The sequence below is a fragment of the Mesorhizobium sp. M0074 genome, assembly GCF_040322975.1.
Lineage (GTDB): Bacteria > Pseudomonadota > Alphaproteobacteria > Rhizobiales > Rhizobiaceae > Mesorhizobium.
Window position 1 is genome coordinate 21,689 of sequence record NZ_JAMYUM010000019.1, and the last position, 25,627, is coordinate 47,315.

General features: G+C 62.4%; 32 protein-coding genes. 8 read left to right on the forward strand and 24 right to left on the reverse strand.

Annotated features, from left to right (window positions below):
• Positions 1-77 precede the first annotated feature (77 nt).
• A complete protein-coding gene (locus tag NKJ73_RS23490) occupies positions 78-1,691 on the reverse strand; it encodes an extracellular solute-binding protein (protein WP_352571253.1) in 1,614 nt (537 codons plus the stop codon).
• 372 nt (positions 1,692-2,063) lie between these two features.
• Here NKJ73_RS23490 and NKJ73_RS23495 point away from each other — a divergent pair, with 372 nt between their 5' ends.
• Positions 2,064-3,095 carry a LacI family DNA-binding transcriptional regulator gene (locus NKJ73_RS23495; RefSeq protein WP_352571254.1) on the forward strand — a complete coding sequence of 344 codons (1,032 nt, stop codon included), beginning with the start codon at positions 2,064-2,066 and terminating at the stop codon, positions 3,093-3,095.
• A 172-nt stretch (positions 3,096-3,267) separates the two neighbouring features.
• Positions 3,268-3,486 carry an SIP domain-containing protein gene (locus NKJ73_RS23500; protein WP_352458312.1) on the forward strand — a complete coding sequence of 73 codons (219 nt, stop codon included), beginning with the start codon at positions 3,268-3,270 and terminating at the stop codon, positions 3,484-3,486.
• On the opposite strand, the gene NKJ73_RS23505 is transcribed toward NKJ73_RS23500, so the two are convergent.
• From NKJ73_RS23505 to NKJ73_RS23515, 3 genes are all read right to left on the reverse strand, one after another.
• A complete protein-coding gene (locus NKJ73_RS23505; RefSeq protein WP_023675772.1) occupies positions 3,483-3,905 on the reverse strand; it encodes an aconitase X swivel domain-containing protein in 423 nt (140 codons plus the stop codon). The two genes, NKJ73_RS23500 and NKJ73_RS23505, sit on opposite strands and share 4 nt — an antisense overlap.
• The gene (locus tag NKJ73_RS23510; protein ID WP_352571255.1) at positions 3,902-5,152 is read right to left on the reverse strand and encodes an aconitase X; all 1,251 of its coding nucleotides are present in this window, start codon (positions 5,150-5,152) and stop codon (positions 3,902-3,904) included. The genes NKJ73_RS23505 and NKJ73_RS23510 overlap by 4 nt, the downstream gene beginning before the upstream one ends.
• Positions 5,153-5,336: 184 nt before the next feature.
• Positions 5,337-5,588, reverse strand: coding sequence for a hypothetical protein (locus NKJ73_RS23515; protein ID WP_023675770.1), 252 nt, complete (start codon positions 5,586-5,588; stop codon positions 5,337-5,339).
• 183 nt (positions 5,589-5,771) lie between these two features.
• Here NKJ73_RS23515 and NKJ73_RS23520 point away from each other — a divergent pair, with 183 nt between their 5' ends.
• Entirely contained in the window at positions 5,772-6,194 is a 423-nt protein-coding gene (locus NKJ73_RS23520; protein ID WP_352571256.1) for a hypothetical protein, read from the forward strand.
• 288 nt (positions 6,195-6,482) lie between these two features.
• Here NKJ73_RS23520 and NKJ73_RS23525 read toward each other — a convergent pair whose 3' ends face one another.
• From NKJ73_RS23525 to NKJ73_RS23540, 4 genes are all read right to left on the reverse strand, one after another.
• Complete coding sequence (locus NKJ73_RS23525; RefSeq protein ID WP_352571257.1) at positions 6,483-6,716, reverse strand: DUF2934 domain-containing protein; 234 nt, start codon at positions 6,714-6,716, stop codon at positions 6,483-6,485.
• 86 nt (positions 6,717-6,802) lie between these two features.
• On the reverse strand, positions 6,803-7,015 hold the full coding sequence (locus NKJ73_RS23530) for a hypothetical protein (RefSeq protein ID WP_352458318.1): 213 nt from the start codon (positions 7,013-7,015) through the stop codon (positions 6,803-6,805).
• Between the two features lie 124 nt (positions 7,016-7,139).
• Positions 7,140-7,445, reverse strand: coding sequence for a DUF1236 domain-containing protein (locus NKJ73_RS23535; protein WP_023675766.1), 306 nt, complete (start codon positions 7,443-7,445; stop codon positions 7,140-7,142).
• A gap of 342 nt (positions 7,446-7,787) precedes the next feature.
• A complete protein-coding gene (locus NKJ73_RS23540) occupies positions 7,788-8,084 on the reverse strand; it encodes a hypothetical protein (protein WP_352571258.1) in 297 nt (98 codons plus the stop codon).
• A 168-nt stretch (positions 8,085-8,252) separates the two neighbouring features.
• Here NKJ73_RS23540 and NKJ73_RS23545 point away from each other — a divergent pair, with 168 nt between their 5' ends.
• Positions 8,253-8,528 carry a hypothetical protein gene (locus NKJ73_RS23545; RefSeq protein ID WP_352571259.1) on the forward strand — a complete coding sequence of 92 codons (276 nt, stop codon included), beginning with the start codon at positions 8,253-8,255 and terminating at the stop codon, positions 8,526-8,528.
• Between the two features lie 51 nt (positions 8,529-8,579).
• Here the strand turns inward: NKJ73_RS23545 and NKJ73_RS23550 are convergent, their stop codons facing one another.
• From NKJ73_RS23550 to NKJ73_RS23575, 6 genes are all read right to left on the reverse strand, one after another.
• Positions 8,580-8,879: a hypothetical protein gene (locus NKJ73_RS23550; RefSeq protein ID WP_023675763.1), complete on the reverse strand. Its 300-nt coding sequence runs from the start codon at positions 8,877-8,879 to the stop codon at positions 8,580-8,582.
• A 171-nt stretch (positions 8,880-9,050) separates the two neighbouring features.
• Positions 9,051-9,374 carry a hypothetical protein gene (locus tag NKJ73_RS23555; protein WP_352571367.1) on the reverse strand — a complete coding sequence of 108 codons (324 nt, stop codon included), beginning with the start codon at positions 9,372-9,374 and terminating at the stop codon, positions 9,051-9,053.
• Positions 9,374-9,577 carry a hypothetical protein gene (locus tag NKJ73_RS23560; protein WP_352571260.1) on the reverse strand — a complete coding sequence of 68 codons (204 nt, stop codon included), beginning with the start codon at positions 9,575-9,577 and terminating at the stop codon, positions 9,374-9,376. The genes NKJ73_RS23555 and NKJ73_RS23560 overlap by 1 nt, the downstream gene beginning before the upstream one ends.
• Complete coding sequence (locus tag NKJ73_RS23565; RefSeq protein ID WP_352571261.1) at positions 9,562-9,831, reverse strand: hypothetical protein; 270 nt, start codon at positions 9,829-9,831, stop codon at positions 9,562-9,564. The genes NKJ73_RS23560 and NKJ73_RS23565 overlap by 16 nt, the downstream gene beginning before the upstream one ends.
• Entirely contained in the window at positions 9,831-10,043 is a 213-nt protein-coding gene (locus NKJ73_RS23570; protein WP_352571262.1) for a hypothetical protein, read from the reverse strand. Before NKJ73_RS23570 ends, NKJ73_RS23565 begins: the two co-directional genes overlap by 1 nt.
• A gap of 1 nt (position 10,044) precedes the next feature.
• Positions 10,045-10,842, reverse strand: coding sequence for an N-acetylmuramidase family protein (locus tag NKJ73_RS23575; protein ID WP_352571263.1), 798 nt, complete (start codon positions 10,840-10,842; stop codon positions 10,045-10,047).
• Between the two features lie 158 nt (positions 10,843-11,000).
• On the opposite strand from NKJ73_RS23575, the gene NKJ73_RS23580 reads away from it, so the two are divergent.
• The 4 genes from NKJ73_RS23580 to NKJ73_RS23595 all read left to right on the forward strand — a co-directional run bounded on the left by NKJ73_RS23580 (position 11,001) and on the right by NKJ73_RS23595 (position 13,212).
• On the forward strand, positions 11,001-11,186 hold the full coding sequence (locus tag NKJ73_RS23580; protein ID WP_352571264.1) for a hypothetical protein: 186 nt from the start codon (positions 11,001-11,003) through the stop codon (positions 11,184-11,186).
• 502 nt (positions 11,187-11,688) lie between these two features.
• The gene (locus NKJ73_RS23585) at positions 11,689-11,856 is read left to right on the forward strand and encodes a hypothetical protein (RefSeq protein WP_023675755.1); all 168 of its coding nucleotides are present in this window, start codon (positions 11,689-11,691) and stop codon (positions 11,854-11,856) included.
• 167 nt (positions 11,857-12,023) lie between these two features.
• Positions 12,024-12,197: a hypothetical protein gene (locus tag NKJ73_RS23590; protein ID WP_352452704.1), complete on the forward strand. Its 174-nt coding sequence runs from the start codon at positions 12,024-12,026 to the stop codon at positions 12,195-12,197.
• A gap of 268 nt (positions 12,198-12,465) precedes the next feature.
• Entirely contained in the window at positions 12,466-13,212 is a 747-nt protein-coding gene (locus NKJ73_RS23595; RefSeq protein WP_352474245.1) for a hypothetical protein, read from the forward strand.
• Positions 13,213-13,240: 28 nt separating this feature from the next.
• Here the strand turns inward: NKJ73_RS23595 and NKJ73_RS23600 are convergent, their stop codons facing one another.
• The 10 genes from NKJ73_RS23600 to NKJ73_RS23645 all read right to left on the reverse strand — a co-directional run bounded on the left by NKJ73_RS23600 (position 13,241) and on the right by NKJ73_RS23645 (position 25,438).
• On the reverse strand, positions 13,241-13,825 hold the full coding sequence (locus NKJ73_RS23600; RefSeq protein WP_352571265.1) for an acyltransferase: 585 nt from the start codon (positions 13,823-13,825) through the stop codon (positions 13,241-13,243).
• Between the two features lie 33 nt (positions 13,826-13,858).
• Entirely contained in the window at positions 13,859-16,600 is a 2,742-nt protein-coding gene (locus tag NKJ73_RS23605; protein ID WP_352571266.1) for an SGNH/GDSL hydrolase family protein, read from the reverse strand.
• A 154-nt stretch (positions 16,601-16,754) separates the two neighbouring features.
• Positions 16,755-17,129, reverse strand: coding sequence for a hypothetical protein (locus NKJ73_RS23610; protein ID WP_352571267.1), 375 nt, complete (start codon positions 17,127-17,129; stop codon positions 16,755-16,757).
• Between the two features lie 377 nt (positions 17,130-17,506).
• A complete protein-coding gene (locus NKJ73_RS23615; RefSeq protein WP_352571268.1) occupies positions 17,507-17,944 on the reverse strand; it encodes a hypothetical protein in 438 nt (145 codons plus the stop codon).
• A gap of 107 nt (positions 17,945-18,051) precedes the next feature.
• The gene (locus NKJ73_RS23620) at positions 18,052-18,477 is read right to left on the reverse strand and encodes a hypothetical protein (RefSeq protein ID WP_352571269.1); all 426 of its coding nucleotides are present in this window, start codon (positions 18,475-18,477) and stop codon (positions 18,052-18,054) included.
• A complete protein-coding gene (locus NKJ73_RS23625; RefSeq protein ID WP_352571270.1) occupies positions 18,477-21,005 on the reverse strand; it encodes a hypothetical protein in 2,529 nt (842 codons plus the stop codon). Before NKJ73_RS23625 ends, NKJ73_RS23620 begins: the two co-directional genes overlap by 1 nt.
• A complete protein-coding gene (locus NKJ73_RS23630) occupies positions 21,005-21,496 on the reverse strand; it encodes a hypothetical protein (RefSeq protein ID WP_352571271.1) in 492 nt (163 codons plus the stop codon). The genes NKJ73_RS23625 and NKJ73_RS23630 overlap by 1 nt, the downstream gene beginning before the upstream one ends.
• A gap of 2 nt (positions 21,497-21,498) precedes the next feature.
• Positions 21,499-22,167, reverse strand: coding sequence for a hypothetical protein (locus NKJ73_RS23635; RefSeq protein WP_352571272.1), 669 nt, complete (start codon positions 22,165-22,167; stop codon positions 21,499-21,501).
• Positions 22,168-22,382: 215 nt separating this feature from the next.
• A complete protein-coding gene (locus NKJ73_RS23640) occupies positions 22,383-24,839 on the reverse strand; it encodes a phage tail protein (protein ID WP_352571273.1) in 2,457 nt (818 codons plus the stop codon).
• Positions 24,836-25,438: a phage connector family protein gene (locus NKJ73_RS23645; protein WP_352571274.1), complete on the reverse strand. Its 603-nt coding sequence runs from the start codon at positions 25,436-25,438 to the stop codon at positions 24,836-24,838. Before NKJ73_RS23645 ends, NKJ73_RS23640 begins: the two co-directional genes overlap by 4 nt.
• Between the last annotated feature and the right edge of the window lie 189 nt (positions 25,439-25,627).

Below are 25,627 nucleotides of genomic sequence, written 5' to 3' on the forward strand. Positions count from 1 at the left end.
TTGCGGCTTTGCTGGGTCCTTCGTTGCCGAGGGGAAGAGCGACCGCTCCTCCCCTTCTTGGTAGGATCCTGGAAGGATCAGGCGATTGGATCGAGGACGGTCGGCCAGGCCTCCTTGTTGGTCTTGATGGCTTCGAGAAGCTTCTCCTCGCCGGTGCGGCGGGCAATCTTCTTCCACTCGGCCTCGGTGTCGGCCATCGCCTGCTCGGCTGTCTTGGCCTTGGTCAGCGCGGCGACGAGGTTCTCGTCCAGCGCGTTGTGGAAGGCGGTGGCGCCGGGATAGTTGATGGTGGGCACGGTGCGGGCGACCGTCTCGCGCACCACGTCCATGTGGTAGGCGTGATAGGTCTGGCGAACCAGCGGATCCGAGAAATCCGATAGTCGGAACGGATCGAAGTAGCCGCCCGGATTGGCAGTCATCCAGGCGTAGATGCGGCTTGAGCCCAGCCACTGCAGGAACAGGTAGCAGGCCTCCGGATTCTTGGCTTGCGAGGACACCGACGCCGACAGATTGAGCCACAGCACCGACCGGCTGACCAGCTTGCCGTCGATTTCGCGGCCGGGCGGCAGCATCGAGCCGATCTTGCCGGTGACAGCTGAATCCTTGTTGCCGGCATTGTCGAGGAATTTCGGCAGATTGGAGAAGGCACAGGTCATGGCCGCGCCGCCCTTGGCGAAATTGCCGTACTGCTCCGGCCAGCCCCAGGAGATCGCATCCGGCGAATGATGCGACAGCGACGCAATGTACTCGCTGGTCGCCGCGATACCTTGCTCCGAATTGATCAGCGGCTTGCCGGCATCGTCGAACAAGAACTGATTGGGCGAAGCCATTGAGACATAACGCTGATACCAGTTGGTGTAGCCCCAGCCCTGGTTGCGCAGATCGGTCGAGCCGAACAGGCCCTTGTCCGGGCGCTGGAAGAAGGCCGCGATCTCGTCATGCTGCTTCCACGTCTTCGGCGCCGCCAGTTCATAGCCGTTTTTGTCGGAGAAGGCCTTCTTCTCGTTTGCGTCGCCGAACAGATCGGTGCGGTAGACCCAGGTCTGGAAGTCGCCATCCAGCGACACGCCATAGGTCGAGCCGCGGTACTGGTTGAGTAGCGACACGCCCTTGGCGCCATTGACGTAGCCACGCTCGGGATCGTCCCATTCCGGCTTGTACTGCGCGACGAAGTCATCGAGCTTGAGGATGCCCCCGGTTTCGGCGAGGTCGCCAAGGCGGTTCCATTCGACCGCGTAGATGTCATACGCCCCACCCTTGGTGGAGATGTCCTGCATCGTCTTGGTGAATTCCTGGCCGTTCGGCACACCGACGATTTCCAACGGAATGCCGGTTTCCTTCTCCCAGAGATCCTTGATCGACGGCGCGCCGGCCGGAAACGGTTGGGTTAGCTGGCCGATCGAGCCGTCGGACAGGCCAAGCACGATCTTGGCCGGCGCCTTGCCGGCGCCCTTCATCGCCTTGGCCGCCTCGATGGCGCGGCCCTCGGGCGTGTCGGCGCCATACTGGTAGCGCTCCGAGCCGTCGAAGCCCGTCGGGCCACCGATCATGCCGGGCGCCAGGGCATCGGCCGCATAGGCACGGCTTGGGCGAATGAATTTCGGTGCAATACCTGCGGCGGCAACAAGGACTGCCGCCTTTCCACCGGACGCCAGCAAACGGCGCCGCGACACGCGGATCAAATTCGACATTGGAACTCCTCCCTCAGGGCCTTGTTCCTCCACGGCCCTTATGATGGATATTGACGGCACTATACGAAGGCTGTCAACATCATAAATAATCAATACACCTCATAACATCTCATGGGAGGGGAAGAATGGCGTTTGTAAAGGCTCTCATACTGAAGCCGGTGCTTGAATTTGAGGGAGCCCGGCTGCCCACCTCCCCGCTTTGGTCTGCTTGGGCATTTTGGTGTAGCGCGGCGGCTTGCGCATCGGCCAAGGCCGGTTACATCATTTCCCATCAGAATCGCGGACGGCGATGAAGCCGCTCTCCGACGGTGGACCCATGAAATGCGTGATCTCGATGCGCCCCTGGCGCGTTTTGGAATGAGGTGATCGACAGTGCGGTCCACCCTGACAGACATAGCCCGGGAGGCCGGCGTTTCGGCCGCCACGGTCGACCGTGTGCTCAACAACCGCGCCGGGGTTCGGGCGCGCACCCGCGAGGTCGTGCTCGAAACGGCACAGCGGCTTGGCTATATCGCTGAAAATTCGAACAATCCGAACCAGCGCAACGCGGTTACTGGCGAGGTCATACGGCTGGATTTCGCCCTGCCCGCCGGCACCAATTCCTTCATCAAGATGCTGCACCGCCAGATCGAGGCGCAGGCGCAGGCGCGGCCGGACCTCGACGTCCGCGTCGCTACCATCGAAGGCTTCAATCCGGACCGGCTTGCGCGTCTGCTGCAGGAACTGCACGGGCAGACGCAAGGCGTCGGTGTGATCGCGCTCGACCATCCGACGGTCCGCGAGGCGATCCGCTCGCTTTCGGCCAGCGGCGTCAGGGTCGTCACCATCGCTTCCGACATCCTGCATGTGCCGCGGGTTGCCTATATCGGCATCGACAACCGCGCCGCCGGCCGGCTCGCCGGCTACCTTCTCAACCGCTTCATGGGTGCCGGGCGTCCGGGCAAGGTCGCGCTGTTCGCCGGTTCGCTCTCCTACCGCGGCCACGAGGAGCGCGAGATGGGCTTCCGCCACATACTGGCGGAAGAATCGCCCAATCTGCAGATCGTCGAGATGCGCGAGATGCTCGACGACCGGGAGAAGGCCTATTCGGAGGCCTCCGCCCTGCTGGACCGGCACCCGGACCTGGCCGCCATCTACAATGTCGGCGCCGGCAACACCGGCATCGCCCGCGCGCTAAGGGAACGCGGGCGTGCACTGTCAACGGTCTTTCTCGGCCATGAGGTAACGGAGGGCACCAAGGAGCTCTTGCTCGACGGCACGCTCGACGCGGTCATCGACCAGAACCCGCGCGTCGAAGCCCGCGAAGCGCTCAACACCTTGACCCATGCGGTCAGGGGCTTGCCTTACGAACTGCACCAGCCACGGCTGCAAGTGATCTTCAGGGAAAGCATCCCGGAGATCTGAAAGAAGGGCCGAAGCCGATCATAGATGCGCCGCCCAATACGAACAGCGCCTTCGTCTCCGCCGCCGGCGACGACCGTCTCGGCGGCCAGTGCCTTGAACCCGCAAGACGGCGCAAGGACAGACACGCCATCGGCAGCATAACCGTCATGCTGCCCGATCGAAACCAGCGCATGTGCCCGCGCCCGCTATCACTGCCGACCATGCCATTTCGCTCCTGTGGGTAAGGTTGCTCGCATGGCCGACCGGTTCGGCATTCGGCTGGTTCGCGGCCGAAGCGGCAGCCGCCACGACGGTGCGCGAACACTGGCGCGGCACGCTGGCGCTCGGCCGCAACGAAACACTGGCGGCAGCCTACTGGCGGCGGGGCGCGGCGGGACTGATGGCCGGCTAGAGCTTGCTCACCATCGCTTGCGCATCTTCGCCCAGACCGATTGCGATCCGGTCGCCGGAGACAATGCCTGACATGTCGCAGACAACCAGCGGCATGCTGATTTCGTAGAGGAATTCGGCAACGATGGCGCCGACGGCAAGGATCGGGTCCGGCCGCTCCAGGATAATGCCGGCCGGCGCCGTGCCTCTGCGGATCGCTTCGGCTAGAACCGAAGACGAGGACGACGACCCTCGCCCGCTCGGCATCACCAGGATCTTGCCGGCGATATTGCCGCCCAGGTCCGGATGCGAATGGTCGATGATGTCGCCCGTTTCGACGTCGATCCCGCCCCAGAAGCTGAGCGCCTGCGAAAGCACCAGCGCTGGGCCTTGTGCCGAGCCGGAAAGGTGGAATGTACCGGTTCTGGCCGGCGTCTTCATGGCGCGCCTCGCACGACGCGGCCGGCCGCAGCCGAGCGGACGCAGTCTTCCATGTCACCGAAGGCCACCGAGACACCGATATTGCCAGGTGCGTAATGCGCCCATTTGCCCGAATTGGTCATCACCACGCCATCGAGACGCTCGAGGATCGACGTGACATAGGTGCAGGTGTCGGTGACCGGAACGAGGCCGAAGGCTTCCATGCCGGCCAGTGCGCCTTCGTCCTGCAGCCGCGTCAGCGTCGCGCGCCCTGTGTTGACATAGATTGGGACACCCTTGCCTGGACCGACTTCGCGCAGCAGCGGCAACAGGCGCATCCACTCTTCATGGGAGAAATGCGGCGTGCCTAACGACACGGCTGCAAGCTGCACGCCGTCGGGGACGCTCGACAGCCTGGCCAGCGCATGGTGGATGTCAGCGCGAGAGATCCGGATTTTTTCCTCCGGCGCCAGGCCGTGCAACGCCTCATCCGGCGTCTTCGCCTCCGGCGTGATGCCGACGGCATGAAACAGCGCCACGGCACCCGTCGTTGCCGCCGCCGCCCCCAGCGCCTTCAATTGGTCCTCGTCGCGCGGCTGCGGCAGGCCCGATATGACAGGGATGCGGTCGCGAGCCCTTTGCCCGATGATCAGCCCGACGCCGACAAACAGAGCGTCGCTTGGCTCGAAAGCAGCGTCAGTCAGCTCGAACAGGACCTGGCCTCGTCGATTTTCACTCAGATGCAGCCCCCATGCCGGCGCGCGCCCGGTCATTGCGCAGCACAAATCGATAAAATCGCCATAGCGGTTGGTCCGCGCCCCGATCACCGAATTGGCAAAGACGATGGCGTTGGACTCACCCCAGGCGATCTGCTCGCCGAACCTTGGCCGGAACCGGGTCTGATAGGGTGCGCAGGTGAAGGTCGCCTGGCAGCCGAGTTCCAGATGCGCCTTCATCAGGCGTCGCGCCGGCGTTTCTTGCGACACCGGCATCTTCACCAATCCGGGATGGATGAGGTCGAACGAACCGACGTTCAGCGTCGTCGGCACCCGAACGCGGCCGCCGCCCTCGATCAGCATTTCGACGAAATCGAGGCTGGCCTGGCCGTGATAAAGGCAGCCGTCGATATGGGCACCGGCAATGTCCAGCAATTTGCGCGCGCCGACCGCCTTCGCGAAAGCGACCAGGATCTTCATGGCGGCAGCCGCTGCCGAGCCTTGCTCGCCATGCAGCATCGACTGGTCGCCGGCCGTCAATTCCAGCGTCATCGGCAAATTCCCGAGCCCACACCATGCCGATCGAGCACTCCCTGATTGCGGAGCGTCTGGCAAGACAGAGCTTTGGATCTCTTCTACTTCGCGGCGATCAGCGGACCAGACGTTCACAGCTCATCGCGAAGCAAGAGAGTCGCGAAGCACGGTCGCAGAGCGGGCGATCGCCGCGGAAACGACGCTATTCCTTCTGGGGCACCCCGTCGACTGCCCCGTCGCCATCTGCAGAATGCGGCAGGATGCCGAAGTCGCGCGACTTGGTCCCATGCGCCGCCGTCAGGAAACCATCGGCTGTGAGGCCTCGCCTCAAAAGTTCCCGTACCGCGGCCGACCGGCTCGGCATGCGCTTGTCGAAGCGCCAGTTCTCCAACGCCGCCAGTTCATCGGCGGTCAGCATGATCTGCAATCGTTCCGGGCGTTCCAGTTCGGACATCTCGGCCTCCAGTCATACCAGGCTAAAACTAGCTGAGTTAGCATGTTCCTAATTCTTCGTAGAGTTAGGTATGTTGGCAGAGTACGTCAAGATCTCCAGATGCGTGATCCGTGCAGAAATCCAATGAAGCGGATCAAGCATCAACCGCACAATCGACAAAATACACTAACTATTTGATACTAAATGATTTTTCAAGATTTTCGCTTGTCAATCGCCGACTCTGGGCGCATGGTGAAAGCGAGGGACAAACCGCTCCTGAAGGGAAGGTTTTCCATGCGCTACGGATTTTCGGTTCGCCTGCACGAAGACGTCAGTTCCCGAGTTCGGGCTACATTGCGGTCCGGGATTGCCATCAATCTGACTGCTGTCGCCGAAGCCGCGCGACTGCAGAACCTCGCCGAGAATGTTGCGCGCGAAGACATCGAATGGCTCGTCATGCAAGCAGCCCAGCTCTACGGCGCGGCTATCGAGTTCGACGGCTTCGCGGAAACCGATCTGGCGGAGTTTGCGTGCCCTCAGCTGATGCAAAGCAGCCCCGCCGTGGGCTGGGACGCCTTGGAAGACGGAGCGTCCGCTTCGCCGGATCCTGGCCGTCAAACACACTGAGGCGCGTGCTCGTGTGAGCCCCGCCCTGCTGCCGCCACGTGCAAGGCGGTAAGTAGCCCGCCATTGGGATGGCGGGCTTGGCGCCGACGAATCTCGCGCCTGAATATGAGCTCTGCGCTGGCAGGCACGAGGAATGGCTGTTGCCATTGCCTTGGGCAGGGCAGTTCCGCCGTGACCGGACCGATCCGGACAAGGCGGCCGGGCCTATACCATGAACGTAGCCAATGATGGATCTGAATTCTGCCGTTTGGACGCGTTCAATCCAAGTCTGCCTAAATCCGCTCGAGTTCACGCTTTGCGTGGTCGCGCCTTGGGTTTGCTTCCGTCCTTGGTGGCGGGCGCCGTCTTAGGCTGACGTGGTGTCGGCTTCGGCCGGCTGGCGGTCTTCTCTTTCGCGGCGATTTCCGTGTCGATTTCTGTGGTAGCCTGATCCCAATGCTGCTGATGCGCCCCGTCGGGCCTGCCTGCCTGTTCCCAGATCGCGTGTGCTCGCTGGCGAATCCGTTCCTGCCTGTCCGTCACTGTTGCCTCCGTCGGCTCGGTTCATGCGTAAGCAACGCTGTTCTAGCTGAAATTTCGACCCGCGTCTTGAGGCGTAGGCAACACCGTCATTGAACCTCTCTGTCACACAGGACAGCGACGCCAAGGAGCGCCGCCTTCTTGATGATCAGCCCTTCAAGGTCGGCGTCCGAGCGCTCGGTTCCGGTGCGTTTGCGCAACAGTGCGATCGCCGCCTTCATCGACAGTAGGCCATCGCCTCGTTCAGCAAGCAGTTTGTCGACGGCGGCGGCCACGTTGACCGGCTCGACATGCGGCAGCATGGGAATGGCTCCTTTCCTTGTTTCGAGACGACAGCGGCTCCATCCCGATCGCTCGGGATGAAGCTCTGATTTGGTTATTAGACCGTGACCTTTCCAAACCCGGTTCGCGGTTTGGCAACGCCGATCACTCGATGACCTGCACGATCTTGCGGGTGCCTGGGTCGACGAGCACGGTGCGATTGCCGACGACGACGTATCTGTACCGCACGTCTGGAACATCGATCGGTTGCAGCTCGACCGTATCGGGCAACGTGGAACCGATATTGAGCTCCACCCCCAGAAGACTGATCGACGCAAGCGGGTGCTTGTGGACGTATTCGCGGATGACCGTCTGCTGTTCGGGCGTGACAATCACCTGGTCCGCGGTGGCCACGCCGACGCCGGCAAGCAACGCCAATCCCGCCGCAGCAGGAACAAGGTGGATTTTCATCGTCTACTCCTGTTGTTACGGGCCTCGCCCTTACAATTGCGACGCGGCATTCCGGTCGAAGCGGCGAACCCTCTAGGCAAACGCCCACGCCACCTTGTTGTTCCGTAAGTGGCGGCTAATCGAACAGCGGTGAAGTGCCCGCGCGATGCGGCGAATGGACTGCGAATGAACTGCGGTGGCCCGCGTCGCAAGACGCGGGCCGATCGGTTTCCCGATCAGCAGCGATACCGGAGGGGGGTGATATCTACTGCGTCTGAAATAACATTTAGGACAAGCTAATGTTCCTAAGCGAGTGCAACAAACCTGCCGGCGCAAGCGGCGCGAAGTTGCCGCTCGTCGCTGCTACTGCTTTGGCGGCTGTGGCGGCACCTCGCCGGGCTTGATCACCGGGGTCCTGCCCTCGTCCGGCGGTGGCGCCGCCATGCCCTGATCGCCCGTTGGCGGGGGCTTCAGGACCCCACCGCATGGCTCGAGCGTATCGGACAAATTGTTGCCGGCCGGCTTCTGCTGCTCGCTGTTCTGGTCGGGCAGCTCGACTTTGCAGCGGTCGGATTGCGCCTGTTCGCCCGGCTGCGCGGCCGCCGGCACCGCCAGCAGCAGCGCACCTAGCATATACGGCAAGAAAATGAGCGGTCTCATATCGAGCTCCTTTCGCGCCAGTATCTTCTGAATGTGAAGGCGGGCAGGCGCGATTGGTTCCGTCGTGCGGCAATGCGCCCGGACCGCAGCGGCACGGAACCGGCCGCCAGACTTATGAGTTCAACCACTGAGCCAATTCAGGGCCGCTGACATTATGGAGAACCGGCGATGGAACCGCGCAGGAAAGAACGAACCGACGACGAGACGGAGAGCCCGACGATCCAGCAGCAGGACTGGGACGCCATCCGGAGCGGGAGAATCCTCCCTGACGGCGTGCCGCAAAACGGCGATATTCGCTATGACGTCGAGAAAAGCGGCGAATTGCCGGAGGAGGACGACGATAACGCTTACCAGGAAAGCGACGAGGCCTTGCCGGACGACACCGATGAACGCGTCATTTCGCGCGATCTCCAACGGGAAGGTGGTGCTTTCGACGAGGAATGAGCCACCGCCTTCCGCATTCTGCATCGGCGGTCGGATGAAAAACCCTTGCTTTCAGTCCGGGAGGTCGAAGACCGGATCCTGGCAGCGATAGACCGGACATTGACCGTCACGCGTCTTGATATAAGCGGCGCGCGGCACCTGCGGCCAGTCGCATTCATTGCCGAATTGGCGGACGTATCGGTCGTAGGTGTTCTGGCCGGTGGTCAGCACCACCGAGCGATGCCTCTGGATCAGAAGCTGTGTCTGTTCGCACGTCATCGCGCGGCTGTCCGGCCGGGCGTGGGCCGTCGCGGCAAACAGAAGCGCCCCGGCTGTCAGGACTGCCGCTTGTGTCAGGACCTTGGCAAGCATGACACCATCTCCCATGCCTAACGCGCATCTTGGTCGGGCAGCGCCGGATCGAGCCGCCCTGTCGCGAAAGAAAGATCGTACAGAATGCGAGGGAAAATGCAAAAAGCCCGCCGCACCTTTCGGTGCGGTGGGCTCCAACTGAACGTCACTATTTCGTCGGGCTTGGGCGGCTTACTCCTCCTTCACCGGCCCGAACCGGCGCACGATAACCTCGAAGACGACGTCCGAGATCCACATCGCCGAGACGCCGATGAGGAACGCGGCGGCCAGCGTCGTGGTGTCGTCGTCCGGAGAAGGAATGGGCAGGCCGGCGGCGCGGAAATAATGCACGACCGGCAGCGTCAGATAGGCCGCCGCCAGCGCGCCGCAGATCGGCGAGGCCACCATTTCGCGGACCTTGTAGGGGTGGCGCGACAAGGCCCGCAAAATGCCGCCGGACAGGCCGGCGACCAACACCGGCGCCTTGATGCCCAGGACGTCGAGTAATTCGTGCATCATTGCGTCCACCCGCACCATCTGGCACCCTGCCCGTTGAAGGCGTTCATCTCGTCGAGCTCGGGCCGGCTCATGGCGGCAACGACGGCCGCCGATGGCCGGCGCGGCTGGTTGTGGTCGCACCAGACCTGGCGCGGATCGCCGGCCGGTGCGGTTGTCGTGCAGCCGGCGAGCACCACGCAGAGGATCAGCGCCTTGCCCATTTCTCAGCCTCCGCTCTTGCTGCCGCATCGGTCATGCCGGCGGCCTTGCGCCCTTCGGCGGCGGCCTCGCGGTTCATTTCGAGGCGGTCCTCGGCGGCCGCGACTTTTGCCTCGGCCTGTTTGACCGCCTCCTTCTTCGCCCGGTTGATGCCGCCGGCAACATAAAGGCCGATGCCGCCGGCCACGGCGGCCAATACCGTCATGACGACCTTGTTGCCGATGATGGCGCTGAGAATGGCGAGGAGCGCGGCCATCACAAATCCTCCGCGCGGCGGCGGCGCAGGAACTCGGTCAAAATGCCGTTGATGACAAGAAACCAGGGGAACCATTCACCCGGAATGATCGGCGAAAGCACCTGCGGGTCGACATAGGTAACGATGGTCGCGATGACGCCGATGGCCGCCTGAAGCCGCGCCCAGAATATTGTCTCGCTGTCGCGGAAGAAGCTGTTGATCCGGGTCCACATGTCATTTCCTTCCAGACAGTTTGAGGATGGCTGATAGTTTGAGGATGGCGGCGATCAGCGCTGCCCAGAGGCCGGGCCTGGCGGCAGGCACGGGAGGTGCAGAGGACGCCGCGGTCGGTTGTGGAACGGCAATTGGCTTCGCGGGCTCTGGCGGGGCTGCAGGGACAACCGCGGATGACACCGGACCGGCAGACGGCCAGGGCGTGTCCTTGATGCGCGACCATTTGCGATAGGCCTCGGCAAGCCTGGTATCGTAGGAGTTTTTGCGATAGCCGGCGCCGTTGTAGCCCTTGGCAAAAGCAGCCCAGTCATGATTGCGCAGATTGTCGTCGAGCCGGTTCGCGACGATGAAATCGATTGCCGCGCCGAGCTGCAGCGCCTCGTCCGCCATCATTGCCTCGGCCATCGCCTGCACGGTAAGAAAGCCCGCGGCCTTGAAGTTCTCGCCGAGAACCTGGCCCAAGCCCCATGAGGCGGATTTGAGCGCCGCGCTTTCGTCGATCGCACAAGCTGCCCTGAGCCGTGGGTAGCTATCCCTGGGATAGGGCTTCTCGCCCCACTTCGGATAAGCGAGGCCGGCGGCTACCGCTTGTGCCCGCTTGGCACCCGACAGGTTGCGGTAGAAGACGTGCGGTTCGAACAGGATGACCGGCCGGCCAACGGCGTCGAAGCCGTGCCCGCTGGTTTCAACATCGAGGAACGCGTGCATCTCGTCCTCGCCGACGCCGATCCGGGCGCCGAGTTTCGGCAAGTCTATATCATCGAGGCGCCTCGCGGCGCCCCTGAACGTCATGTCCATGGGCAGTCCTTTCCGCCCTCGCGGGCAAGGTTTTGAGGTTGAAAAAGCAGATGCCTGGCGGCAAAGCAGAATTGGGCGGCAGCCCGTGCCGATGTTGCCGTGGCAAGGAAGGTTGATGTTTTCCACCTGCCGTGTGAAATGGCCGCGGGATGGTGCACATGTCTGATGATGAACAAACCGCTGCGGCGCGCTGGTCGGTGAAGTCCGAGCTCCGCGCCGTCGGTCGCGACAAGCCGCTGCTGCTGGTGCTGGCGGCGATCCTCTGCCTCTATTGTGCGTTTATCGCCGGACCGATCGTCTATGCGGTGCTGGCCATCAACGGCATTGCGGATTTCTTCAAATGAAGCCAGTTCCGGCGATCTCGCTCAGGTCCCGGTTCCTGCGTCTACCGCGCCCGAAATTGCTCGACCTGGATGAAATTGCTTAGCCGGGATGAAACTGTTCCCGTCTATCGTTCGTACCTGTAGCGGGTACGGGAGGACACGTGACGATAAGAATCAGGCTTCCAGGCGGGACTTTGAAGATCAAGAAAAGGGACGAGCTGCGGCGCCGCGAGCAGAATCGCGAGGTGCCGGTTTGGCAGGTCGGCAATTACTTCGTCATCTGGTGGCCGAGCGGCGTGTCCGATCGCCCATCCTCGCCCAGAAAATCCTCGCCGAGGAAATAGCCCGCGCACCAGACGATGCCGACTGAGCAATGACGCCTCCGTGCGGGATCGGGAACGGCCGCGCGCGCCCAAACCTCAAGACCGCTCGACTAGTCCCAGAAATAGTCAGCGGGCAGGCATTGACTCTTCCGCAGCGGAAGGTCTCTGATGCTGCATTGCACAATGGGGTGGCGGAATCGATGGCGGTGCGTATCAGGATGCCTGGCGGCACACTGAAGGTGAAGGTGTACCGCGAATTGCGCGACCGCGAACGCGCCCGCCGCATACCCGTCGTCAAGATCGGCCGGATCTATTTCACCTGGTGGTCGAACCGCCAGCGCCTGATTGACGATCAGTCGCCAGGGTGACGCATGAATTTTTTCGGCTGCCATGCGCCTGGGAAAGCCCGCCCCGACCTCCGCCGGCCAGCTCGCAAAATAAGTTGATGACCCTGCTGTTGACTCTTCCGCAACGGAAGGTCTCTACTTACCGCATTGCACGAAAATTGCTGCGTTGCACAACGGGAGTTGGACCGATGGCAGTGCGTATCAGGTTGCCGGGCGGCACTCTGAAGATGAAGACCTATCGTGAGTTGCGGGCCAGGGAACGCGACCGCCGCGTGCCTGTGATGAAGATGGGCTCGCTGTATTTTGTCTGGTGGTCGAAATCCCAGGACCCGCACCAGAAGCCGCAGGACAGCAGACGGTAGCGGCTCTGCCCGCGGTGGGTCCGCGTCGGCGATGAACCCTGACAATTCCGAAATACTGCCCAGCTGTAGGATTTCTGGTCGGCCTGCTGTGCCATTGTTGGTGCGCACAGCATCCCGAGCGGCCTCGCAGAGCAATTCTTCTGACGAACTTTTCGGCGATTTTCAAATGGCCTCCAGACAGGCGGACACGCGCGTTTGCAAGCTTGCAAACCGCCGCCGCTTGTCGCAAATAATTGTCCGCGGGCGGGCGATCAGGAGTCATCCATTGATGAATGTCCAATCGCGCATGCATGCTTTCCTTCGCTCAAGCCCCCTCCGATATTATTTTCACCTCGCAAAGGCTCGCCTTGCCGGGTCTCCGCAATCAGACGAAAGTGTGATCCTGTCGCAGATTGTTGGCCAAAGCCCGAAAACGTTCTTGGAATTTGGTTTCCATCCGACGGAGTACAACTGCATTGGGCTTAGTGAATTCAGGGGTCTGCTCGTCGACGGCGACGCAACGACCGTGCGGTTGGCGCGCTCGCTGCTTCCAAAGCGGATTGAAGTGCGCCAGAGCTTCATTGATCTCAACAACATCGAAAGTCTCGCCACGCATTTTCCGCAACTTGGAGTGCTTTCCGTCGATGTCGATGGAAACGACTACTGGTTTCTGCAAGCCTTGCTGCCAGTGCGCCCGGCCGTCATTGTCGCGGAGTACAATGCCAGCTTCGGGCTCAACCCCGTCACCGTGCCATACGATCCGTCGTTCGATAGGGCCGCAAAGCACGAAAGCGGTTGGTATCACGGCGCCTCGATCACCGCTCTGACGCAGCTCTGCAATAGTCACGGCTACAAACTCGTCGCTGTCTCGGCGGCTGGCGGCAACCTGTTCTTCTTGCCGCAGACTGTGGCCTTGCCCGGACTAGAGCCTGTGGAGGCGTACCGCGAGAGTGCACTTCGCAACGGCTGGTCAGGAACCACGGCGAAGGAGCAATGGGAGCGGATCAAGCACATGCCCTTCGTGACTGTGAGCTAACCGTGTGATGAGCATTAACCCAAAGGCATCATTTCACGACCCGGTCAGGCCGCACCAGGGCGTCAGCAGGGACGTCGGTTCGCACTATGGAACCGGCGGAGATAATCGCCCGATCGCCGATCGTGACACCCTTCATGATCATGGCACTGTTCCCAATCCAGACATCGTCTCCAATCACGATCGGAGCTGAGCGGATGCCAGGGTCGACTCTAGGATGGCCCCGCTTGAAGATGGCTTGCATCTGCGCGAAGCGCTTCTTCGGGTCCATAGGATGCGAGTTGGTGTCGTGGATCGCCACACCCCATGAGACGTGTACCCGCTTTCCGATCTTGATCCCCACCGGGTCTGACGACCAAATCGTCGAGCTTGGGCCAAGATAGAACCAATCATCAATGTTGATCCGACCCTCGTGGGCAAAGACCTGCAAATGCCCATCCAAATGGCTGTCCGCGCCGATTGAGACGCGAGACCGGTCACCGTGGATATTAAAGATCTCTGCCCCGGCGCCGAACTTCGTGCGCGGCCCGATGACGGCATTCTCCCTAGCGGCGCCCGTGGCGATCCACGACCAAAAGCGGCGGCGAAGAGTGAGAACGGTGGAGAAGACGCGCATTCGCGAACATCTGCCACACAGGACCATTCCAGTCTAGGCTCCGAAGAAGCCTCGGCGCGACAGACAACGGAGTTCCTCAGCGTCGAAAGTTCCGTGACGCAGACTGCCCGCAGCATTCGGATGGAGCTCATCGCCCATGTAAAGCAACGAGGTCAGGTAGCCGATGCCACTCTCACCACCTACGTCGATTAACGGTATGGACAGCAGCTTCGCCACTTCGCGCTCGGCGTTGAAGAACTGGTCCATGGTGTTGCCCTGGCCATTCACCCGACCTATCCGGTGCGTCGCGTGTCCAGGGCCGCCGCTGTAGGTGCCAATCATGACGATCTTGGCGTTCGGCGCACGCGCTCGGATGGCGGCGCACGCCGCCCACAGCGAACCATAGTGAGTGGCGTAGGTCGTGTCGCCGAGAGCGCCCAGGGGCGTCTCCTGCGCGCCAAAGGCGTTCGGGCCCGGCTCCAGGATTACCAACTCCGCGTCGACCGGAATATTGGTGATCGCATTGGACATTCCGTAGCTCGGATAGGCGGTGGTGCTCAGCCCCAAGGCCGAGCCACTGACTGCTAGATTGGTAGGGACCATACCGGTCAGACCGGCGAGGACGGGAACGTAGTAGGCTCCGGCCGAAATACTAGAGCCGATCAGCGTCAATTTCTTACCAACCAGGGCGGCCGAGCCGTCGTCATATGGATCGCCGCCGATGTTGGCCGGATCCGACAGTAGGCCAAGATACAGAGCGCCATTGGCGACTGCCGTCACGCCGGCGCTTTTGGTCCAGGCCGAGTTGGAGAGGTTTTCCGAAGACGAGAAGACATTCGGCCCACCATTGATGCTTAGAGCCGACCTTTGGACATAGAATCCAGACACACCATCGCCGACATACGGGTGACCGCCAGCAGACGGGAAAATACGCTGTTGCCAGTTCGTCGCGGCCGTGGCCGTTGCCGTCTTCGTGACCGTGCATTCGTACCAGCCGTTGCCAAGAGCGACGATGCTCGCGCCCGTGCCGGTCGCAGTCCCGGTGTCGAGATTGAAGGTGCAGTCGAAGATGACGGCGTTGTTGGAGTAGAGATTGAGACGATTGCGTTCGGCCTTTTTGGCGGTGACTTTCCAGACGATATTGTCGCCATTGACCACGGACCTGCCCTGATAAACGGAAGGATTGCCAGAGCCGACCATTTCGACAAGCTTCGATGCCGTCATTCGGCCTCTGACGGTCACGTCGAGGCCATCGACAAGCGGAGGCAGGGAGATCAGCACCGGTTCATAAGGGCTGACCGTGGTGGTAACCGTCACGTTCTGCTTCGTGAAGGCGGCGTTGGCGGGGTCGCTGCTCGGGAACAGGTTAGGCGGCAGGCCCTGCTTGCGCAGCACGATACTGCGAATGTACATACCGCTGGTTCCATCGCCGGTGAACGGAAAAACGCCAGCAGCCGACATGCGTGCCTGCACATTGTTCGTAATATTTGCCGCAGCCAGGACGACAGCCTTGCACTCGTACCAGCCGGAGCCAATATCCATGATGGCAGCGCTGACGAGGTTCGCGCCAGAACTGCTTGAGACGATACCCTCCTCAAGATTGAAGTTGGCTGTATAGGCCGCACCAGCCCCCGCGTGAATAAGCTGCAGAATGCTTCGCTCTCCAGCTTTGGCAATGGCAATGTGCTCGATCGTGTCGCCCGACACAAAAGAGTAGGATCGGTATACAGATGGGCTGACTGATCCGGCCGCCTCAGTTAGCCTGGCGGTCGGAACGCTAAGGCCTTCGATCATTGCTAGGCTATCGACGCTCGAAAGGAGAGCAGCCGTTGCCGCGCGAACGCCCGTGTCGGCCGCCACAGGCCCTGCCCCGACATTGTACAACCCCAACGAACCAGTCGAAACTTCGGTCCAGAAATACTCGCCGACATCGACATTCCTGCCCAGCACCGCCGCTGCGGCGGCGCCGGCGAGCCCTGCCGACGCCGCAAAACTGAACGTCGGCGCCACTGTGTAGGAGCCCGGCGCCGTGATCAGTATCTGCGTCAGCGCCCCGCCCGCCACGACGAAGCGGCCGGCAGCGCCCGAGCCAGTTCCGCCGGTAAACGCCAGGTCGAACGTGCCATTGGCGCCGCCCGAGCCTGGCGTGATCGCACCGTTGCCGGCGACGCCGAAGCCGATTGCCGCCGCCGTCGTCGGGAAAATGCCCTTGCCGTAGAGCGAAGCGTCGCGTGCGGCCTGGGCGCTGATGACGGCGGCCGCGGCGGCTACGGCATCGGAATTGGTCGCAGCCCGGTCGGCGGCGGTTTGGCCGGCATTCGCGGCGGAAGCGGCGGCACTGGCGGCTGCCTGGCCGGCGCTGGCTTCGGCAGCATCCTTCAGCGCCTGGGTTTCATCGCGCAGCGCTTCGACCTCATCGACCACGTCGGCGATGTCGGGCGGAACGGATGCGGCGACGGTGATGGCATCGGTGCCGACGGCCGGCTCGTCGGCCGTGAACTCGAACACGCGGCCGGCATTGACCGATCCGATCTGGGTATGGACCGTCGTGCCCTTCTGCAGGGTGCGGGTAGTGCGGGCATCGGCGGCGCGGAACCATTCGCCTTCGCTCGCGGTGTAGATGCCGTTCTGCGTCGGGTCGGCCTGGTCCTTGACCAGCACGCGGTCGCCGATTTCGGCCGGCACGCCGTCGATGGCCTGCAGGCCGTGCAGGAGGATGTCGGCCGTGGTTGCGAGGCGCACGGGTTCGCGTTCGCCGGTCAGGAGACGAACGGCGGCAGTTGCAGGTCGGGACATGAGGGCTTGCTCCATAAAAAAGCCCCGCATAAGCGAGGCTGGAAGGGGTTCGGTGCTGGTGTGGGAAAGCTAAGCTACGCGGCCGGACACCGCGCTATCCGGCGCAGCCGGTGATTTACATTTTTCAGACAGCGAGCGGCAACGCGGTCCAGGGCTACAGCAATCCGCCAATCAGCCTTCTTGTGCCGCCCATGGCCGCCAGCCCGCAGGCCATGCCGGCGCAGTCGGCGACCCAGTCGAGGATATCCATATCGCGCGCGATCAGCTGCGCGCCTTGAAGCAGCTCGATCGCCGCGCCGGTAAGAGCGAGGAGCAGGACCAGTCTCGTCTTGTGTTCCGGCCAGCCGAGGCTTCCGAGCGCCGCCAACACGGCGAAGGCGGCTGCGTGGTTGAGCTTGTCATGCTGGAAGGTGAAGCCCATGTCCAACTCCTGCAGGAACCGCACCGGCGAAAGCGCGAGCAGGAGAACGCCGGCCAAGGTGAGCAGAAAAACGATCCTTGCCATGGTCGGAAAAGAGTCTGTGCGCAACAGGTCAATCCTTCATCTGGGATGGGAGGCGATCCAGAAGGCACCACCGACTGGTACCGCTCTGCGGTTAGCAGGCCATAAGCCAGCATCGTGGCCACAATCAGACCGCTGTCCCGATGGCGGCACCAACCCCCGGCCTGGTTGCCATCGCCGGAGTGGCATACTCACTGGTGATCGCGCCAGCGCTGATCCGGTCGAGCCGGCTGCCGGGTACGGGGTAGTATGTTGATACATGATCTGCCCCACCGTCGCCTGGTGGTATCTCATGAGACACATCCATATTCCAGCCTGTGTCCGGATCCTTGGGCAAGGACCTGAACCCAAAACGTCTACCGACGAAAGATCGTCGCTGCGAGCGGAACCAACGCCTGTCTTCACTATCCTTGCTTGACGTCGAAAGGCTCAATAACAGCAGAGGGGGTTCCCAACTGCTCGAGCAAATCCAGCACGCGCTCCGAGACAACAAGGCGTAGGTCCCGAGCGATGCCGAAATCATCGCGGCCTGCTTGTCCATTAATCTTCAGCCAGACGAAAGCTGGAAGTTCCACCTCGGGCTGCAGTTCACGAAAATCCTCGGACGTCGTGACCTCAACATGGGCGAACGTTGCACCGGAGAAGCCAACTTCCAACAAAGCGCGCTTGGCCTCCTCGGTCACAAGAAAGCAAGGAAATGTTGTGATGAGCACGTCACCGAACCATCCCTCCATTTGGTAAATAAGCTTGCTTACGACAGGTGGGTGGACACTCGTATCAAGGACAGTTCCTTTGCCGAAGCCGCCGGCAACATCGGGTTTTCTGTAGAAATATTGCATCATTGAACTGTCGATTGGTTGAGTGGATGGCCGTGCCCATCCAGGTAACTTCCGGCGTGCCGTGACTACCCATTGCTTTATTGCCGAGACCATCCCTGCCCCTTCGGCCGTCAGCCGTCGAACGGCTTGATGGTAGCGGAAGGGAGACCTCGTTCATCAAACACCTCGAAGACTCGCTCCGATAAGACGAGGTTAAGGTTCTTGGCTATGCCGAAGTCATCGTGACCCGCTTTCCCACTCACCTTCAGCCACACGAAAGATGGAAGCTCTACCTCGGGCTGAAGTTCGCGGAAATCTTCGGACGTTGTGACTTCAACAGGGGCGAATGTCGCTCCGGTGAAGCCGATTTCTGACAACGCGTGCGCGGCCTCTTCCGTCACGAGGAAACATGGAAAGCTTGTTATAAGAACATCACCGATCCATCCCTCCATCTGGTACACAAGCTTGCTCACGATAGGAGGGTGGACGCTGGTATCCATGACAGTGCCGTCACCCAATCCGCCGGCCACATCGGGCAGAATGTCAAAGTATCTCATCATTCACCTATTGGCGGATAGAACAAATGTCCATACTTCTTGTCGATTTCGGTAACATAGTCAAGGACCTTCTGACGGGTGGCATGAGGGTTTTTCTTATAGAAATATTCCCACTCGCTCCGAATTACCTTCAGGTGCAAAATTATGTCGAACTCGTTCCGGATTCCACGAAGATTCTCGATTGAATGCAGCTCTTTCTCTGTAAAAAGCCCGGGATACCTTTTAAAAACTCCCTGCTCGACGCCATGATGCACTCTATAGTCGCTTTTGTTGAGACTAGGATTCGCATCGAAAAAGACTTTTCGATAGTCGTTGGATGGAGCCCACCCAACCTTCGCCCCGGCATGTTTAACTTTGGACGTATCCCTGGCAAGCATCGCAGCTAATAGCGCGGTTTCAACTGCACTGTCGGATATTTCGCCGGGTGGTGTCTTCCGGCGTGGCATTGGTGGCGAGACCGAGCGCGCAAGCGCTTGCTGGTGCCTAAGGGTTTCGGCATCGACCCCACGAACAAGTGCCTCGCCGCCTTCGACTAGGTCAGTCGGCCGCCTCGAAAATATTGAGAGTTTCTCTACCCAGGGCTTGGCAATCTTCGCCGCGGCGCGTTCCAGGGCCACGGCCGCCAACCTATCGCCAGGAATTGCGCCCGCGGCATTGAGCAGTGTTTCTTCGTAGTTGCCTTCCAGCGCTGCATTTCCAGCCTTCTCCAGTGCAAATGACGTCCCCAACGGCGTGAAGTCGGCCACCGAGATGCTGTCTTCGCCAAGCCCATCGGAGCCCACGAGTTTTTGTGCGAGACGACGCCACAGGCTCCCCCGCTCACTGTCGCCGGCTATCAATCTCCCGAGCCACTCTTGATTCGTCGGTAAGTAGTTGGTGAGTTCCGCGTTTGATACCGATCGTCCTGGCTCGACAGTGTTGGCTAAATCGAGCAGCATCATCGGGTCGACTACAGCTGCCCGGACCGACCTATCCGCGATGCTGTTATCTGTTTGGGACGCGCTGGTCTGAAACAGGTGGCTGAGCACCGCTTCGCGCGCGGCTTGATTCGGTAGCGCGGCGAACACATTGCGCAGCTCTGTGGTCTGGTCTTGCGGCTGGGCCTTGAGTCTGCCGACAATGTCCTCAGCGACAGAGTTGGGTAGCGGCTGGGCGGTCTCAAAACCCAACTGTTGCTGGGCGGCGATGGAGCCAATGATCGCCGCCCGATAGTCTCCCGGCCTCGACAGGTTGCTCCAGGCCGCATCAAGGTTCGCGAATGCCTCGCGGACATAGCCGCCCGGATCGGCCTGCCTGGCCTTGAACGTCAGGTCCGCGGCGGTGGCGATAGCGTCATGGCGCGCCTTGTCCACTTCCGGCGTTGAACTATCAGCGGTGGGGTCGGCGTCCTTGACCATGGCCCGCACGGCGTTATTCGACAGGTCGCGCATGCCGTGGAATTGACGATTAACCTCAACGGTCCTGTTGAACGCCTCGAAGCGCCTGGCGCCTTCGGTAGCGCCATAGAGAGCGACGAACTGTTCCGGCGTTGGGATCGGGCCGGAATAGGTTCCATTGTCCCTGATGTCGGCCGGCGCATTCTGCTCGGCCAGGATAATGTTTGTGCGTTTTTCGACTTGCCGCATCGCGTCGGCGGCTCGGGCCTGCTGGACCAACCCTGGCCGCTCTTCGGGGGCAATGTCGTCCCCAAAAGCCTGCGCCAACGTTTGGTCCGGCGTAAGCTTGCCTACGCGGTCACGGAGCGAAGCCGGTGCGGCAGTTCCATCCGCCGGAGGCCCACTCACAGCCTCGACGGTATCGTCCTTGGTCCTGCCGTCAGTCGCTCCCGACCCCCCACCCAGCATCCCCGCAGCGCGCTTCGGGTCTTGGGCGATCATCGCCTGGACGAGCGCCTTTGCCGCGTTGCTGCGCCAGGCGGCCTCGGCAGCTTGCCGGGCCACCGGGTTGCCCATCTTGCCGATCAGGTCGAGCCCGCTCTGCCTGATCGCCTCGAACGTGCCGCTGTCGTCCGGGTCGCCCTGCGCGATGGCGCTTGTGTAACCGTCCTCGACCTTGCTCCACTCGGCCTGCTCATAGTTCTGGCGCCGCGCGTGCTGCTGCGCGGCCATGCGCGCCGAGCCGGCGAGCCGCAGAGCCTGCTTTTGGGCGAGGAAATTGGCGCGTTCGCCCTCCGGCACTTTCGCCACGGTGTCGTCGAAGATCTGGTCGAACAGGCCGGGCTTGACGACGCCGTCGCTGCGCGGATCGAGCTGGCCATACATGAAGTCGTGCAGGCCGCCGCCGTCGGCCGGCGCGGTCTGCACCGCCACGGCCTCGGCGTGCGCTATGCGTGCGTTCAGTTCGCGGCCGATAATATCGGCGTCGAACGCATCCTGCTGCTGCTTCTGTTGCTTGAAGCGCTCGGCAATCGCCGACAGCTCGTCGCCAAAGCCTTGCATAGCGGCGTCCACCGGCGAGCCGTTGGGATAGGAGGCCACACTGCCGGTATCGAGCCGGCGCTGGGCAAGCTGGAGCGGGATGGTGGCCATCAGTAGAGGCCTCCACCCGGCGCCGGCGGGAAGGCGCTTCTGCCGAACGTCACCGCCTTGGCCGGGTCGTAGAGGCCGGAAAGGCCCGACACGAGACTGCCGCCGGCCTTGAAGATCGAGGCGCCCACTGCCTGCCTGCCGGAAAAGCGCGAAATCGCAGCCTGCGTGGCGAGACCGTTCTGGCGCAGCTGCGAGCCGTACTGGATCGCCTTGAGGTCGAGCTGGCCCTGCCTGGCATTGGCCGCCAGCACCTCGGTCGGCGAGCCTGCTATGGCGACGCCCGAAGCGCCGGCCTGGGCACGCGCCTGCGCCTGCCGCAGGTCCTGCTTATGGCGCTCCTGGCCCTGCTCGAAGGCCGAGCTTTGGGCGTCGGCCCGCGCCTGCTGTTCATAGGCTTTGGCCTGGTAGTCGGCCATTTGCTTCGACCGCTGGCCTTCCGCCAGCGCGCCGCCGACCGAAAGCGCCGTACCGATAAGAGCTAGTGTGCACATGGTCAGCCTCGTTCGCCGGCGGGAATGAATTTGCTTTTGATGCCGCCGACCGGCCCGCCGATCGCAGGGCGCCGGTCGAGCACGCCGCCGGGGCTGAGGAAGGACAAAAGCAGTCGGTCGGCCTGGATCGCCGGGCGGCTGAGACGCGATGGCGCGGCGGCGCTCGGGCCGGCCATGGCAGTGCGCCGGATGGTGGTCAGGTTGACCTTCAGCCCGACGGCGCCGTCGGCATCGAAAAGGCCGTTGGCGGCGATGACGGCGCGGCTCAAGGCATCGGCCGCGAACAGCTCCTGGCGCAGTTGCTCGATCAGCCAGTGGACCGTGCGCCAGCGCTCGCCGAGCGCCTCGGCCTTTGTCCTGACTTCGTCGCCGGGCGCAGGCGTGGCGACGGCAGCTTCGGCGGGGGGTTCGTCCAGGGGGGCGCCAACGCGGCGCTCGTCCGCGTCCTCGATGGTTTTCTCGATCAGCGCGATTTCAGCGTTGCAGTCGTCCAATGCGGCACGCGCCGCCGTCAAATTGCCGGCGCCGAAGATCGCGTGAAACTTTTCCGTTTCCAGTTCGGCCTTGCGGGCGATCGCATTGTTGAGGTCGGTGTCGAGCAAGGCGCGGATGGCAGCGAAATCGGCAGCCGTCCGCGCCCTGCCGAGGTCTTCGGGATGGGTTGGGGTCACGGGTGGGTTCCTTGGTTGGGGAAGCGATGGAAGACGGAGCGGGTGATCTCCCCCCTCGAGGGGGAGATGGCCGGTAGGCCAGAGGGGGTCGTCTCGCGTGGAGCGCCGGCGTTCTTCCCCCGCGATGGAGGCGATAGGAGGCCGCGTCAGGACGAACCGACCCCCTCTGTCGCCTTCGGCGACATCTCCCCCTCGAGGGGGGAGATCAGCAGTTTCTAAGGCTCGGCGTCGAACACCGGTGTCATCGCCCTGATCGTGCAGGGCGTTGGATTGACGTGGCGGATCTTCACCCGCCCCTGCCCTTCCCAGCTATCGTCGATCGGCACCTCGACATTGCCGGTGAACAATTTCGCCACGCCGTCGGGTGCAACCACGGACGGGATGCGAACCTGCTCCCAGCGGCCGCGGATGAACGACTGGACCTGAAGCCCGGTTGTGTCGGTTTCCAGCAGCGAAAGAATGAGCTTGGCCACCTTCTTGCGCCGCCCGACGATCGATCCGTCGCGGCCGCCGACATCGAGCTCCAGCGTGTTGGCTTCGGACTGGTAGCCGAGCCCGACCTGCCATTTGGCTGCCGTAGCCCCACCGGGCAGCGAGACCGCGCCAGCGGCCACAGCAAGGCCCTTGTAGACCTTGCCATCGGCCAGGACGTCGGCTGTTTCGCCGTTGAGATGATCAAGCCCTGAGACCGTGCCCACAGCGACGCCACCATAGGTCAGGCCGCAGTCGACTTCGAATGCATCGCCGATCCCGCCATACTCGAACGGCGCGGTCTTTATTTCGATATAGCGCCTGGTCACGCCGCCCATCGTGCGCTTGACGATCAGCCAGAGATCGTCGTTGCCGTCCTGGCCGGGCGTCACCACGGCGCTTTCGACAACGGCCCAGCTCGATCCTGCGAAGCTTCCGGCGATCTGGTGGATGTGCATGCCGCGAACGTCCTGCGACGGCTGGTGCGTGTAGCCGCCGAGTTCGCCATCCCCGAGCGGGAACCAGAGCAGCGGATCGGGGTCGGTCTGGAAGGCGAGTTCGACGACGCCTCTCTTGGGAATGTGCTCCGATATTTGACCGACATCGTCGGAGGTGAAGCGGCCGGTGGCGTTTTGCGTCAGCTCGGCGATCGATTTGCGGGAGCGGGTGATATAGAGGAACGACTGCCCCGCATCGACAGGACGCAGCGGGGCACAACCGAAAGTCCGCGACCGGCGGTTCTTGAACGAGGACGGCGTCAGCGCCTCGTCGATGCCGGAGCCAGACAGCGCCCTCACCCCGCCAAGCGTTCCGATGATCAGCGCGCCGTCCGATTCCGCCACCCACGTAATGTCATTGGCCTGGCCGCCGCCGGCCTGCACGAATTCCAGCGCGTCGGTGTCTTTCTCGCCGGTGGCGAAGTTGTCGAAATCGCCGGTTTGCGAGGCATAGACCGAGAATTTGCGGCTGAACGCCAGGCGCTCCTCGTAAAGCGAACCGCTCTGCACGTACTTGCCGGGCACGAACGTGCCGAGACGCCAGCGGATGATCGGGCTGAGATCGGGCAGAGCGTGCCCGTACAACTGAACCGTGACCACCATGGTGCTGGTCCGGGCAACGACCTTGGCCCAGCGCCAGAAGCCATCCGCGCCAAGCAGACGAATGGCACGGCCGACATCGCTGGTCTGGAAGCCGATGCCGTCATTGATGCCGACGATCGAGGAGGCCGAAAGATCAAATGGCGTTTGCGACGGCGCGTATTCGTGCAGGGCCAGTTCGGCGATAGCGGTTCCGTCGCTGCCGCCACCTGAAAACAGCAGCTGATAATATTCGTAGGCAACCGTGTTGTTGAAGCCGTCGAAGAAGCGGGTTTCCGACTTGGACCAGCCGGTCTCTCCGTCCCGGCTGTCGAGCGTCGTCCAGTCGGTGCCGTTGTGCGAGGCCTGGAATTGCCACTGGGTCGGCGATGCAGTGTCTGAGTGATCATTCGTGGCGGTAATCCAGTAGGCGTCGACCGTCTTGGCCCCGCCGCCGCCGAACTGGTAGCGCAGATACCCGCTCGGAAAGCCCGCTATGTTCTCCCCCTTCTGCTTGTCGCCATCGAACACCTGCCACACGTCGGATGAGCCGTTGCTGTTGCTGACCGTGCCGCTTGGCAGCGTATTCGCGGCCATGACCGGCATGGCGTTGCCGGTTGCGGCCGGCGTTAGCGTCGTGGCCGTGGTGTTGATCTTGTCGTAAGGGCCGTCGAGAAAGACGAAATCGGCCAGCGTCCAGGTCGTGTGCGCGGTGCGCGTCAGCACTTTGACCGGATGATCCTTGTGGGTGATCCACATCTGGTCTGCCGACTGGACGAATTGCAGGTCGAACAGATCGGCCTCGAGATAAGGCGAAACGACTTCGACCGTGCCGACACGCGCGCCATAGGCGTAGACGCGGATGTAAAGATCGCCGAATTCGAGCGCATAGGCCTGATCAGCCGAGAAGATGAACGGGATCAGCCGTGTCGCCTTTGATGAGTCCCTCACCTCCGCGCAAAAATAGGTGCCGCCACGCTTCCTGATGCCGCCATGCGGCAGCGTGACGAAGTTCGTGCATTTCGACAGCGCCGCCCGGTAGAGGTCGAGCGAGGCGCGAGCATGCAAGCGGGGAGAAATCTCGCCGCGGATGAAAGCGTCCTGGACCGGATAGAGCGTGGTCATCGGCCGTCGCCCCGGCTGTCGCCGCGCTGGAAAGCCCAGGACGTCGTCGAAAATCTGCCGCCGCGCTGGATGGCATTGGCCGAGTAGGCTGCATCCAGCGCTCTGTCATAGGCGCTGCGTGCGACGTCGATCATGCTGGCCTTGTGGGTCAACGGATGGGCGATCTTGATGGCGAGCGCCGCCACCAGCACTTCGCTGAACAGCGCGTCCCAGTCGTTGGGGTCGGTCAGATTGGCGACATAGCGGAGGATGCGCGGCCCGGCCTGATCCGAATAGACCAACCCGGCCTCCTGCCGCCATGAGAGCGGCACGCCATCCGGCTCGCCGCTATGGGTCAGCGGCAAGGGCCGCAGGCAGTCGGCGGGAAGCTCATAGGCGAAGTTCAGCGTGCCAGCGCCGCTGCCGGTGTCGAAGCCGGCGACCGAGGCCGCCAGGATGGCGAAGACAAAGGCGTGCTTGGTCAATTCGGCCTCGCGGGTCAGGTCGAAATGCAGATTGAGCAGGCGTGCCGCCTTGGCGTCCTGGTCGAGGCTTTCGATCGGCGCCTCGTCGAGCACGGCGAGCGCCATGTTGGCGATGTCGAGCGGGGTGATGGCCATGGCTCAGGCCTCCGGCTGTGTGGTTGGTCGGGGAAAACGGGGCATGGTGCCTCCACGGCAAAAAGCCGCTTCAAGGCGGCTGGGATTTCTTGTGATTTTGGCTTGGGCGGAACGTTGCACGTCTCGTGCATCGAACGTCACGACTCCAACCGCCCGTCAGGAAACGGGTGGCAGGCGCTGCGTCAGCCG